Raw genomic sequence first — 12800 nt, 5'->3', positions numbered from 1 at the left:
GGGCATTGCTGCGCTTGCGTGCTCTTCTCCTCGACTAGCCCCAGCGCATCAGGATCAGCAGCCAGGCCACGGACACGGCCAGGGCGAGCCAGATGCTCAGGGAAGTGAATCCGATCACCGCCAGATGGATATAGGCGGCGGACAGCAGGCCAATAAAGAGGCGATCACCGCGGGTGGTGGCAATCGGCAGGAAGCCCTTGCGCTCCACCGAGGGCGAGATCACTTCCCAGGCCGTCATGCCGGCCAGCATGGCGGCGATGGTGGAAAAGAACACCGCCGTGGGTAGGGTCCAGACCATCCAGGACATGACATGACTCCTCAGGTACGGCCCAGGGCGAAGCCCTTGGCGATATGGTTGCGCACGAAGTAGACCACCACGATACCGGGGATGATGGTCAGCACCCCGGCCGCGGCCAGGGTGCCCCAGTCGATGCCCGAGGCGGTGGAGGTGCGGGTCATGATGGAAGCGATCGGCTGGGCATTGGTGGCGGTCAGGGTCCGCGCCAGCAGCAGCTCCACCCAGGAGAACATGAACAGGAAGAACAGGGTGACGCCGATCCCGGAGCGGATCATCGGGATAAAGATCTTCACGAAGAAGGCCGGGAAGCTGTAGCCATCGATATAGGCGGTCTCGTCCACCTCCTTGGGCACGCTGCTCATGAAGCCTTCGAGGATCCATACCGCCAGGGGAATGTTGAACAGGCAGTGGGCCAGGGCCACGGCGACATGGGTATCGAAGAGCCCCACCGAGTAGTAGAGCTGGAAATAGGGCAACAGGAAGACCGCCGGCGGCGCCATCAGGTTGGTCAGCAACCAGAAGAAGAGGTGCTTGTCACCGATGAAACGGTAGCGGCTGAAGGCATAGGCGGCGGGCAGTGCCACCGCGATGCTGATCAGCATGTTCATCAGCACATAGCCGATGGAGTTCACGTACCCCATGTACCAGGTAGGGTCGGTGAAGATCTTGGCGTAGTTATCGAAGGTGAAGTTCTGCGGCCAGAACGACAGGGTGCCGAGGATCTCGCTATTGGTCTGGAACGACATGTTCAGCAACCAATAGATCGGCAACAGGATAAACAGCAGGTAAAGCCCCAGCAGCAGCCGGGAACGCCCCTTCGAAGCGCCCGGGTTGCGGCGCTCGGCGCGAGTCGCCACCTGCGCTTTGGGCGCCTCGGAATCGGTGCGATGGTCCGCCTGACGGTCGGGCGTGGTCAATGTATCGGTACTCGGATTCATGGTGGCCCCCGGTCAGCGCTTGTCTTTTTGCAGGTTCATGATGGCGGTGTAGAACACCCAGCAGACCAGCAGGATGATCAGGAAGTAGATCAGCGAGAAGGCCGCCGACGGCCCGACATCGAACTGGGCGATGGCCATGATCGCCAGGGACTGGCTGAGGAAGGTGGTGGAACTGCCCGGGCCGCCACCGGTGAGCACGAAGGGTTCGGCATAGATCATGAAGGAGTGCATGAAGCGCAGCAGCACACCGATCACCAGCACATTGGTGAGCTTGGGCAGCTGGATATAGCGGAACACTGCCCAGCGCGAGGCGCGGTCGATGCGTGCCGCCTGGTAGTAGGCCTCGGGAATCGAGCGCAGCCCGCTATAGCAGAGCAACGCGATCAGCGGCGTCCAGTGCCAGACGTCCATCAGGATGATGGTGGCCCAGGCATCCACCGGGTTACGGGTGATGTTGTAGCCGTAGCCCAGCTCGCGTAGCCCCCAGCCCATCAGGCCGATATCGCCACGGGTGAAGATCTGCCAGATGCTGCCCACCACGTTCCAGGGAATCAGCAGCGGCAGGGTCACCAGGATCAGTACCAGGGAGGCCCGCCACCCCTGCTTGGGCATCAGCAGGGCGATGCCGATGCCCAGGGGGACCTGGATCGCCAGGATGGTGAAGGAGAAGGCGAATTGCCGCAGCAAGGCGCTCTGCAGCGCCGGATCGTTGAGCATCGCCACGAACCACTCGGTCCCGGTAAAGAAACGAGTGTTGGGGTCGAAGACGTCCTGAACCGAGTAGTTGACCACGGTCATCAGGGGAATGATGGCGGAGAAGGCCACCAGCAGCAGCATGGGCAGGATCAGGAACCAGGCCCGGTTGTTCTGTACCTTGTTCATTGGGCCACCTCCACCCGGTATTCATCGATATAAAGATGCGTGGCGTCGGCGGGCAGCCGCACCTGGGCCCGCGGCCCCTTCAGAGAGACGCCCTCGCCGAGGCGCGCCTTGAAGGCGCCGTGGCCGAGCCGGAAGGAGAGAATGGCGTAGGTCCCCAGGTCCTGAACGTCCTCCACCTCGACCGCCAGGGTGTCCGCGCCGGGAACCTCGCTCACCTCGATGAATTCGGGACGAATGCCCAGCTTGATATTGCTCGAACCGCTGCGGCGAGCCGCCTCGAGCAGGGCCGGCGCCACCGGGATGGGCAGGTTCCCGAAGACGAGCCCCTGGGGGGTCAGGGAGACCTCCAGGAAGTTCATGCCGGGACTGCCGATGAAATAGCCCACGAAGGTGTGGGCCGGAGTCTCGAAGAGCTCACGGGGGGTGCCGAACTGCACCACCTGCCCCTCGTACATCACCGCGATCTTGTCGGCGAAGGTGGAGGCCTCCAGCTGATCATGGGTGACGTAGATCATGGTGATATTGAAGCGCTGATGGATCTCCTTGAGCTTGCGGCGCAACTTCCACTTGAGCTGGGGATCGATCACCGTCAGCGGTTCGTCGAAGAGGATGGCAGAGACGTCGTCACGCACCAGGCCGCGCCCCATGGAGACCTTCTGCTTCTCGTCGGCGGTCAGGTTCTTGGCCTTGCGCTTGAGCAACGGAGTCAGGTCGAGGATATCGGCCACCTCCTCCACCTTGGCCTTGATCTGCGCCTCCGGCGTCTTGATGTTGCGCAGCGGGAAGGCCAGGTTATCGAACACCGTCATGGTGTCGTAGATCACCGGGAACTGGAAAACCTGGGCGATATTGCGCTCCTCCGGAGGCAGCGCATTGACGATGCGATCATCGAAGATCACCTCGCCATCCGAGGGCTCCAGCAGCCCCGAGATGATATTGAGCAGGGTCGACTTGCCGCAGCCGGAGGGCCCCAGCAGGGCATAGGCGCCGCCCTGCTGCCACACATGGCTCATCTGGCGAATGGCGTAGTCCTCGGGCCCAGAGGGGGTGGGACTGTAGCTATGCGCCAGGGCATTGAGGGTAATTTGCGCCATCTCACTTCCCTCCCAGGTGCGACGGGACATGCACCACGGCACCCTCCCGGTCGAAGGCATAGACCCGGTGGGTCGGCAGATAGACCTTGAGGGGCTGATCGACCGAGAACTCGTGCACCCCCGCCAGGTGGAGGACCAGGGAGAAGAGCTCGTTGCCCACGTGCAGGAAGGTCTCGGAGCCGCTGATCTCGGCCAGTTCGACCCGCACCTCCAGTTCCAGGTCATCGTCGGCCTGGGGCGCCAGGCCGATATGCGAGGGCCTCACCCCGAAGTGATACTGCCCGGGAGCGAGGGATCCCAGGTCCTCGTTGAGGGCAAAGTGCATGCTGCGATCGAAGGTGACCTCACGGCCGGAGACCAGCGCCGGCACCACATTGATGGGGGGCTCGGAGAACATCTCGGCGGTGAGCAGATCCCGCGGTCGGTGGTAGACGTCTTCGGTACGCCCGTACTGCAGCAGGCGCCCCTCGTGGAGTACCGCCGTCTTGCCCCCCAGGGCCAGGGCCTCGTTGGGTTCGGTGGTGGCGTAGACGGCGATGCAGTTGCGCGCCTTGAACAGCTCCCGAAGCTCCTGGCGAAACTCCTCGCGGAGCTTGTAATCCAGGTTGACCAGGGGCTCGTCGAAGAGGATCAGATCGGCATCCTTGACCAGGGCCCGCCCCATGGCGGTGCGCTGCTGCTGGCCCCCGGAGAGCTCCTGGGGGTAGCGGGTCAGCAGGTGGGCGATGTGCAGCATTTCCGCCACCTCGTGGACACGGCGGGTGATCTCGGCCTTGGGCACCCGGGCCAGGCGCAGCGGCGAGGCGATATTGTCGAACACCGTCAGGGTGGGGTAATTGATGAACTGCTGATAGACCATGGAGACGTTGCGGCGGCGTACCGACACGCCGGTGACGTCCTCGCCGTTCATCAGGATGCGTCCACGGGTGGGGCGGTCGAGACCCGCCATCAGGCGCATCAGGGTGGTCTTGCCGGCCAGGGTTCGCCCCAGCAGGACATTGAAGGAGCCGGGGGCCAGCTCCAGATCAACCCCCTCGATATGGGTGTTGCCATTGACCACATGGTCAATGGATTCGAGTTTCAGTGACATGGTGTGCTCGCTCGAGAGTTGTTGTCGTTGTCGTCGATCTTCGTCGCGAAATTCAGGGTGGGATCGAAGCCCTCTTGCTGGGTGGCGGCCGGGCAGTTGGCCGTGACCGACTCGTGTTCAGTGAGAGAAGACGTGCCGCCAAGGCGCGCCCTCAGGACCCACAAACGAAAACAAAATGTTCGTTTACGACAACCAGACTAGTTCAGCTCTGGGTGAACGGCAATAGAAGGCGCGATTAAATACACTAGACCTTAGTCTCAACGATTTTTCGATCACCTCCCCCTTCCCGAAAGTCCTCGGAAGGAAAGAATAGGAGATTGAAAAACCAATGATTTTCAATCATTTAAATATCAGACAGGGCATAAGGCGAGGCACCAGCGCGGGCGCCCCAGGCCAGTGGCTGGGGTGAGAGGCACGATGTTCTATTTACAACACTAATTTTCGGAAAGAATGAGTCAGGCACGACCCTCCTACGCGTGCCATCGCCTCGCGACTCGCGCCGGGGTCACCGGACAAAAAAGCCCCGAACGGGTCGGGGCAAGGGTCTACGAGAGAGACTGTCGGGGCCGCTCAGTCGGCGGCCGCCTCTTCGGCATCCTCACGGGCCCAATCCATGGTGCGCTTCACCGCCTTCTTCCAGCCCCGGTACTTGCGGTCACGCAGCTCAGGCGCCATCTGCGGAGAGAAACTCTGGTCCAGCTCTCCCTTGGCGGCCACCTCCTGCTGGGTCCAGATACCCACGGCGATGCCCGCCAGGTAGGCGGCACCCAGCGCCGTGGTCTCGGTGAGGCGCGGGCGCTCCACGTCCACCTCCAGCATGTCGGCCTGGAACTGCATGAGGATATTGTTGGCCACCGCGCCCCCATCCACCCGCAGCGACTTGAGGGTAATCCCCGAGTCGGCCTGCATGGCATCGATCACGTCCTTGGTCTGGTAGGCCAGGGCATCGAGGGTGGCCCGAGTAATGTGCTCCTTGCGGGTGCCCCGGGTCAGGCCGAACATGGCGCCACGAGCGTACATGTCCCAGTAGGGAGCCCCCAGGCCGGCGAAGGCCGGCACCACATAGACGCCTCCGGCATCGTCCACCTTGCCGGCGTAGTATTCGGAGTCCTCGGCGGAGTCGATCAGCTTGAGTTCGTCTCGCAGCCACTGCACCGCGGCCCCGGCGATAAAGATGGAACCCTCCAGGGCATACTGAACCCGACCGTCGATCCCCCAGGCGATGGTGGTCAGCAGCCCGGACTTCGACGGCACCGGGGTCTCGCCGGTATTCATCAGCAGGAAACAGCCGGTACCGTAGGTATTCTTGACCATGCCCTGCTCGAAGCAGGCCTGACCGAACAGGGCCGCCTGCTGGTCACCGGCGATGCCGGCGATGGGAATCCGCGCGCCGCCGAACATCTCGGCCCCGGTGGTGCCATAGACCTCGCTGGAGGAGCGCACCTCGGGCAGCATGCTGGAGGGAATGCCCAGCACATCCAGCATGCGCCCATCCCACTCCAGGCCACGGATGTTGTAGAGCAGGGTGCGGGAGGCGTTGCTGACGTCGGTGATGTGGCGCTCGCCGCGGGTCAGGTTCCACACCAGCCAGCTGTCCATGGTGCCGAACAGCAGGTCGCCCCGCTCCGCCCGCTCCCTGGCCCCCTCCACGTTATCGAGGATCCAGCGCACCTTGGTGCCGGAGAAATAGGCATCGACCACCAGGCCGGTGGTGTCACGGATATAGGCCTCCAGCCCCTGGGCCTTGAGCTCATCGCAGAATTCCGCGGTGCGGCGATCCTGCCAGACGATGGCGTTGTAGATCGGCCGGCCGGTGTGACGATCCCAGACCACGGTGGTCTCGCGCTGGTTGGTGATGCCGATGGCGGCCACCTCGGAGGGCTTGATGCCGTTGGTCTCGAGCACCTCCCGGGCGACCCCCATCTGGCTGCCCCAGATCTCCATGGCATCGTGCTCGACCCAACCCGGCGTGGGGTAGTGCTGAGTGAACTCTTTCTGGGCGATCCCGACGATGCGAGCATCGCGATCGAAGAGAATCGCACGACAGCTGGTGGTGCCTTGATCGAAGGCGAGAATATAGGGCTTGTGCATGACGTTCAGACTCCTGACTCAACGGTTGTTGTCATTGTGAGGCATACGGGCGGACCTGTCCGGGAAGGTTCAGGCATCCGCCGCGGAAGGGCGTTTCAGGGCCCCCAGGACCCCGGTGACCAGGCTGATGGCGACGACACCCAGCGCCACCCCCACCGCCAGCCCGCTGTTCTCGATAAACACATGCCGATAGAAGAGGGCGCCGGCGATGCCGCCCAGTAGCGGCCCCACCACGGGGACCCAGGCATATTTCCAGTTGCTGCCGCCCTTGCCGGGAATCGGCAACAGGCAATGGGCCAGTCGCGGCCCCAGGTCGCGGGCCGGATTGATGGCGTAGCCGGTGGTCCCGCCCAGGGAAAGGCCGATGGCCACGATCAGCAGGCCGATGATCAGCGGATTGAGGCCCTCGCTGAAGGTGTTGGCTCCGATGGCCAGCACCCCCAGCACCAGCACGAAACTACCGACGATTTCGCTGATCAGGTTGGCCGGCGTATGAGCAATGGCCGGCGCGGTACAGAACACCGCCAGCTTGGCATCGGCATCCTCGGTGGCCTCCCAGTGAGGAAAGTAATGCAGCCAGACCACCACGGCGCCCACGAAGGCGCCGATCAACTGAGCGATGACATAGACGGGCACCAGGCGCCAGGGAAATTCCCCAATGGCGGCCAGACTGACCGTGACCACCGGATTGATATGGGCGCCGCTGAACTGGCCTACCGCATAGATGGCCATGGCGACCCCCAGCCCCCAGCCTAAGGTAATCACCATCCAGCCGCTGGCCTCCGCCTTGGAGCCCTTGAGAACCACCCCGGCAACCACCCCGCCGCCGAAGATGATCAGGATCATCGTTCCGATTAGCTCACCCAGAAAAGGAGTCATCACGCTCTCCGTTATCGTTTTCGTTGTCATGTCATGTCATGTCATGTCGCGACCGCTCCCCAGCCGCCGCAAGGCATTCCGCGAGGTCGGCACTCCAACAGAGGACACTCAACCATCGACGGCGAATGAAACCGAACCCCAAACCACCATCAATGTTTGATTACGATCACGAATCTAGCCATCCAGGCGCCGACACACAACAAAAACGCACTCCCAGCGGATACGACATTCGTCTAACCTCGCCGAGCGCCGCCCCGCTTCACCTCGAAGACCCCTTGATAAAATCATTAAAAATCAATTGATTAAATATCTCCCATCGCCCCTGCCCGCCGCCGACGGGGAAATGGCTCGCCGCGAACGCTTGATGTTCAACCGCCCTTCTTCTATTTTCGTTTTCAATCACCGACGTTTTCTCGGATTCATAACGACAACGGAAGCACACCATGGCCTCGCAGACTCCTCCTCTTCTCGATCTCTTCGTTATCGGCGGCGGCATCAACGGCACCGGCATCGCCAACGACGCCGCCGGCCGCGGCCTCAAGGTCGCCCTGTGCGAACAACACGACCTGGCCAGCGCCACCTCCTCGGCCAGCAGCAAGCTGATTCACGGCGGCCTGCGCTATCTGGAACATCGCGAGTTTCGCCTGGTACGTGAGGCCCTCAAGGAGCGGGAGGTGCTGCTCAAGAAGGCGCCCCATATCATCTGGCCGCTGCGCTTTATCCTGCCCCACCGCCCCCACCTGCGCCCGGCCTGGATGATCCGCACCGGCCTCTTCCTCTATGACCACCTGGGCAAGCGCGACAGCCTGCCCGGCTCCCGGCGCCTGCGCTTCGCGGGCCAGGGCCCTCTCAAACCCGAGATCACCCAGGGCTTCGAGTACTCCGACTGCTGGGTGGACGATGCCCGCCTGGTGGTACTCAATGCCCTCCAGGCCATGCAACAGGGGGCCGAGGTCCTGGTCGGCACCCGCTGCGTTGCGGCCCGTCAGGTGGATGGCGTCTGGGAACTCGACCTGGAGAAGATGGCGAGCGGCGAGCGCCTGACTCGCCGTGCCAAGGCACTGGTCAATGCGGCGGGCCCCTGGGTGGAGGAGTTCATTCGCGAGCGGACGCCGCGACGTTCCCGCTACGGCATTCGCATGATCCAGGGCAGCCACCTGATCGTGCCGCGGATCCACGCCGACGAGCGCGCTTATATCCTGCAGAACCAGGACGGTCGCATCGTCTTCGTGCTGCCCTACCAGCAGGACTTCAGCCTGATCGGCACCACCGACCGCCGCTACCGGGGCGACCCGGCCCAGGTGCATATCAGCGACGAGGAGACCGGCTATATCCTCGCCGTGGTCAACGAGCACTTCCGCACCCAGCTGAGCCGCGACGACGTGGTCTCCTCGTACTCGGGGGTCCGCCCGCTGTGCGACGACGAGTCCACCGACCCCTCCGCCATGACCCGTGACTACACCCTCGACCTGGACACCGAGGGAGCGCCCCTGCTGTCGGTGTTCGGCGGCAAGATCACCACCTACCGCAAGCTGGCGGAGGCCGCCCTGACCCAACTGGCCCCGCACCTGCCCGGCATGGGCCCGGCCTGGACCGCCGAGGCCCCCCTGCCCGGCGGCGATATCGGCAGCCAAACCGCCTTCGTGACACGGCTGCTGGCGGATTACCCCTTCCTGGGCGAAGCCCGGGCGCGACGCTTCGCCACCAGCTACGGCAGCCTGTGTCTGGAGTTCCTGCGTGACTGCCGGGAGGAGGCCGATCTGGGGGAGGAGTTCGGGGCGGGGCTTAGCCGCCGCGAGGTAGATTACCTGGTGGAGCAGGAGTGGGCGCGCAGCGCCGAGGACATCCTGTGGCGCCGCACCAAGCTGGGCCTGCGGCTCAGCGAGGCGGAGCGTCAGCGTCTCGAGGCCTACCTGGCCGCGTCCCAGGGTCAAGCCACCTCTCTCGGGGAGGCCACTTCATGAGTCGCCCCAGGGTCATCGGGAACTGGAAATTGAATGGCAGCAGGGCCCGGCTCGAGCGCTGGCTGGAACGCTGGCAAGCCCACGGCACGCCCCGCCACTCGGCCGCCCTCTGCCTGCCCTTCCCTTATCTCGCCATGGCCCACCAGCCCTTGGCGGAAGGCGGCCTGAACCTGGGGGCCCAGGATCTCAGCGAGGCGGATGCCGGGGCCTATACCGGCGAGGTCAGTGCCGCCATGCTACGCGAGTGTGGATGCCAACTGGTGCTGGTAGGCCACTCGGAGCGTCGCCAACGTGCCGGCGATGATGATACCCGGATCGCCGCCAAGGTCGCTCGCGCCCTAGCGGAGGACCTGACGCCGGTGCTGTGTCTCGGCGAGACGCTGGAGCAGCGACGCGCCGGCCACGCCGAGCGGGTCATTCTGGAACAGGTGAAGCCGACGCTCGAGACGATCGCTCCAGCGGACCTGCCAAGAGTGATGATCGCCTACGAGCCGATCTGGGCCATCGGCAGCGGCCTGACCGCGAGCCCCGACCAGGCCGAGGCCGTTCACCGAACGCTACGGCAACGACTTCACGACCACGCCGGCGAGACCGCCGCGCGGGTCACCCTCCTCTATGGTGGCAGTGTGACCCCGGAAAACGCCGGCGACCTCTTCGCCCGGGAGTCCATCGATGGCGCCCTGGTGGGGGGCGCCTCTCTGGATGCCGACGCCTTCCATGCCATCTGTGACGCTTTCTGACACCATAACCTAGCTCGCCCCCGTCTTGCCTCGGCCACGGGGCCGTATCAGCGGCGCCTCGGCATGGCCCTCGGCCTCGTAGTGCAGGTGCGCCTCGGGGTCGATCTTCTGGCCGAGCCGCTCGGCCTCGCCGGCCAGCTCGTCGTGATAGCGCGCCCAGTCCTCCCAGTCGTGGGGCGTGCCCGCCCGTGGCGGGCGCTGCCCGGACTGGCGCGCCCGGGACCAGGCCAGCTCCTCCAGGGTATTGGGCTTGTCCTCGTCCTTGCCGATCGCCAGCCCCTTCCTGGCCAGGTATTCGCGTGCATCCATGATGGCTCGCCTCCCCCTCGCAGTGGATAGCGCCACTCAATTGTCAGCGTCTATCAAATCATTCAACCCAATCAACTTTATCTAGCACCACTCGCCCGAGATACTCCTTGCGACCAGCGCCATGGCACCCCCGCCGACGACTCACTAGATTGGAAGGGTCTCGCGCGCCGAGGTTCCAGGGCCACCCCTCTCAATGAAAGAAGGAACGCATGATGCAAGAACGCCAGGTCGATGTCGCCATTATCGGCGCCGGCACCGCCGGCCTCGGGGCCTATCGGGCCGCCAAGCAACATGGCGGCGAGGTGGTGATGATCGAGTCCGGTCCTTATGGCACCACCTGTGCCCGGGTCGGCTGCATGCCCTCCAAGTTGCTTATCGCCGCCGCCGAGGCGGCCCACCAGGCCCGGCACACCGATCTCTTCGGGGTGCGGGTGGTGGGCCGAGTGCGCATCGATGGCCAGGCCGTCATGGACCGGGTCAAGCGTGAGCGGGATCGCTTCGTCGGCTTCGTGGTCGACTCGGTGGAGCGAATCCCCGAGACCGATCGCCTGCGCGGCCATGCGCGCTTCGTCGCCCCCCACACCCTGGTCGTGGATGACCATACCCGCGTGCATGCCCGGCGCATCGTGATCGCCACCGGCTCGCGACCCAGCTACCCGGACTTCTTCCACGCCGCCGGCGACCGCCTGGTGGTCAACGATGACCTCTTCGCGTGGGACGACCTGCCCGAGTCGGTGGCCATCTTCGGCCCAGGGGTGATCGGCCTGGAACTGGGCCAGGCCCTGCATCGGCTGGGGGTGCGCATCCGCCTGTTCGGCGTCGGCGGCGCCCTGGGCCCGCTGCAGGACGAGCGGCTGCGCGACTACGCCGACCGCACCTTCAACCGGGAGTTCTACGTCGACCCGGACGCCAGGGTGGAGTCCATCGAGCGGGATGGCGAGGCGGTGGTGATCACCTTTATCGAGCGTCACAGCGGCGAGCGATTGACCGAGCGCTTCGACTACCTGCTGGCGGCTACCGGACGGCGTCCCAACGTGGACCAGTTGGACCTCGAGGCGGCCGGTCTCGCCCTGGACGAGCGTGGCATCCCCGACTTCAGCCCCCACACCCTGCAGTGCCGCAACGCCGACGGCGGCCCCAGCCATGTCTTTATCGCCGGGGACGCCAACCAGCAGTTGCCGCTGCTGCACGAAGCCAGCGACGAGGGACGCATCGCCGGCGACAACGCCGGCCGCTACCCGGAGCTGCGCGCCGCCCAGCGCCGCGCACCGTTGGCCGTAGTGTTTAGCGATCCACAGATGGCCACCGTCGGCCTCGGCTATGCTGAACTCGAGCGACGCCACGGCGGCTGCGACTGCCTGGCCACGGGAGAGGTCTCCTTCGAGGATCAGGGCCGTTCCCGGGTCATGGGAGTCAATCGCGGCCTGCTGCGGGTCTATGCCGAGCAGGGTAGCGGCCTCTTCCTCGGCGCCGAGATCTTCGGGCCTCGCGCCGAGCACCTGGCCCACCTGCTGGCCTGGGCCCTGCAGCAGCGGCTGACGGTGGCGCAGATGCTGGCCATGCCCTTCTATCACCCGGTGATCGAGGAGGGCGTCCGCACCGCACTGCGCGACCTCAACGCCAACCTCCAACTCGGCGAACGCATCGTCGAACGCTGCATGGAGTGTGGCCCCGGCGACTGACCACGGCATCGCTCGACCTGCCGGCCCGCCCAGCGGGCCGGTGCGACCGCAGCAAAGGAGAACCGCCATGCCCAACAAGGCGCCTACCACCGTCCGTGAGATCATGTCCCGCGACTGCTACCGAGTCCGCGGTAACGCCTCGGTGTCCAACCTTGTCGAGGGGCTGGCACTCCACCGCCTGCCCGGGGCGCCGGTCGTCGACGACCGCGACCACCTGATCGGCTTCATTTCCGAGCAGGACGTGCTGGGCAAACTGCTGGAGAGCACCTACCTCAATGACGAGCCACCGCTGGTCAAGGAGCTGATGCGCCACGAGGTGCTATCGGTGTCGCCCAACAAGAGCATCACCGACCTGGCCCAGGAGATGCTGGGCACCAAGCCCAAGGTCTACCCGGTAGTGGAACAGGAACGCCTGGTGGGCATCGTCACCCGCCGCGATATCCTCAACGCCATCCTGCGCATGCGCAAACGCTGACGCTTGCGGTTCCCCTCTCCCCGCCCCGGCATCGTCCGGGGCGTTTGCCGTCTGTTCCCGCCGCGTCTCAGGCAAAGAAAAGCCGCCCGGGCGTAGGCACGGGCGGCAAAAGGGATCGAAACGCAAGCTCCAATGGAAACTCAGTGCGACTGCCATCGACTGAATTCATCGTGCTCACGTTCAGTGTGACCACGGACCGGCGAAAATTCTCCATCCCCAAGCAAACTTTCTGTCCGCGCTTTCAACACTCTCGCCTAATGCGAGGTAACACCTTGTTCCGGCGGGCCCTTTCTTCCAAATATGACACCCGCTGTCGGTAAACGCTGACAGCCATACCGAGCCTCACCTGCCATCCTGG

At 64.5% G+C, this 12800-nt stretch carries 12 protein-coding genes; 4 read left to right on the top strand and 8 right to left on the bottom strand.

The features are described from left to right. Nucleotides 1-34: 34 nt before the first annotated feature. The 7 genes from IHD13_RS06195 to IHD13_RS06165 all read right to left on the bottom strand — a co-directional run bounded on the left by IHD13_RS06195 (nt 35) and on the right by IHD13_RS06165 (nt 7272). Nucleotides 35-307 (bottom strand): DUF2160 domain-containing protein, encoded by a 273-nt coding sequence (locus IHD13_RS06195; protein WP_195860165.1) that lies wholly within the window; start codon nt 305-307, stop codon nt 35-37. 11 nt (nt 308-318) lie between these two features. After that, nucleotides 319-1236 carry a carbohydrate ABC transporter permease gene (locus tag IHD13_RS06190; RefSeq protein WP_230086165.1) on the bottom strand — a complete coding sequence of 306 codons (918 nt, stop codon included), beginning with the start codon at nt 1234-1236 and terminating at the stop codon, nt 319-321. A gap of 12 nt (nt 1237-1248) precedes the next feature. Continuing rightward, the gene (locus tag IHD13_RS06185) at nt 1249-2118 is read right to left on the bottom strand and encodes a carbohydrate ABC transporter permease (protein WP_195860164.1); all 870 of its coding nucleotides are present in this window, start codon (nt 2116-2118) and stop codon (nt 1249-1251) included. Beyond that, entirely contained in the window at nt 2115-3212 is a 1098-nt protein-coding gene (locus tag IHD13_RS06180; RefSeq protein WP_195860163.1) for an ABC transporter ATP-binding protein, read from the bottom strand. Before IHD13_RS06180 ends, IHD13_RS06185 begins: the two co-directional genes overlap by 4 nt. A 1-nt stretch (nt 3213) precedes the next feature. Beyond that, nucleotides 3214-4302 carry an ABC transporter ATP-binding protein gene (locus IHD13_RS06175; RefSeq protein ID WP_195860162.1) on the bottom strand — a complete coding sequence of 363 codons (1089 nt, stop codon included), beginning with the start codon at nt 4300-4302 and terminating at the stop codon, nt 3214-3216. A gap of 570 nt (nt 4303-4872) precedes the next feature. Further along, entirely contained in the window at nt 4873-6393 is a 1521-nt protein-coding gene (gene glpK / locus IHD13_RS06170; protein ID WP_195860161.1) for a glycerol kinase GlpK, read from the bottom strand. Nucleotides 6394-6462: 69 nt separating this feature from the next. Further along, nucleotides 6463-7272, bottom strand: coding sequence for an MIP/aquaporin family protein (locus tag IHD13_RS06165; RefSeq protein ID WP_195860160.1), 810 nt, complete (start codon nt 7270-7272; stop codon nt 6463-6465). Nucleotides 7273-7715: 443 nt separating this feature from the next. On the opposite strand from IHD13_RS06165, the gene glpD reads away from it, so the two are divergent. After that, the gene (gene glpD / locus IHD13_RS06160; RefSeq protein WP_195860159.1) at nt 7716-9236 is read left to right on the top strand and encodes a glycerol-3-phosphate dehydrogenase; all 1521 of its coding nucleotides are present in this window, start codon (nt 7716-7718) and stop codon (nt 9234-9236) included. Next, nucleotides 9233-9976, top strand: coding sequence for a triose-phosphate isomerase (tpiA, locus tag IHD13_RS06155; protein WP_195860158.1), 744 nt, complete (start codon nt 9233-9235; stop codon nt 9974-9976). The genes glpD and tpiA overlap by 4 nt, the downstream gene beginning before the upstream one ends. 9 nt (nt 9977-9985) lie before the next feature. On the opposite strand, the gene IHD13_RS06150 is transcribed toward tpiA, so the two are convergent. Further along, nucleotides 9986-10285 carry a hypothetical protein gene (locus tag IHD13_RS06150; RefSeq protein ID WP_195860157.1) on the bottom strand — a complete coding sequence of 100 codons (300 nt, stop codon included), beginning with the start codon at nt 10283-10285 and terminating at the stop codon, nt 9986-9988. 212 nt (nt 10286-10497) lie between these two features. Between IHD13_RS06150 and IHD13_RS06145 the strand changes: the two genes are divergently transcribed. Further along, a complete protein-coding gene (locus IHD13_RS06145) occupies nt 10498-11967 on the top strand; it encodes a dihydrolipoyl dehydrogenase (RefSeq protein ID WP_195860209.1) in 1470 nt (489 codons plus the stop codon). Nucleotides 11968-12034: 67 nt separating this feature from the next. Continuing rightward, the gene (locus tag IHD13_RS06140) at nt 12035-12442 is read left to right on the top strand and encodes a CBS domain-containing protein (RefSeq protein ID WP_195860156.1); all 408 of its coding nucleotides are present in this window, start codon (nt 12035-12037) and stop codon (nt 12440-12442) included. The last annotated feature ends 358 nt before the right edge of the window (nt 12443-12800 follow it).

Source organism: Halomonas sp. 328 (assembly GCF_015645095.1).
Lineage (GTDB): Bacteria > Pseudomonadota > Gammaproteobacteria > Pseudomonadales > Halomonadaceae > Bisbaumannia.
The sequence above is the reverse complement of the archived record's forward strand: the minus strand, read 5'-3'. Positions and strand labels throughout refer to the sequence as shown.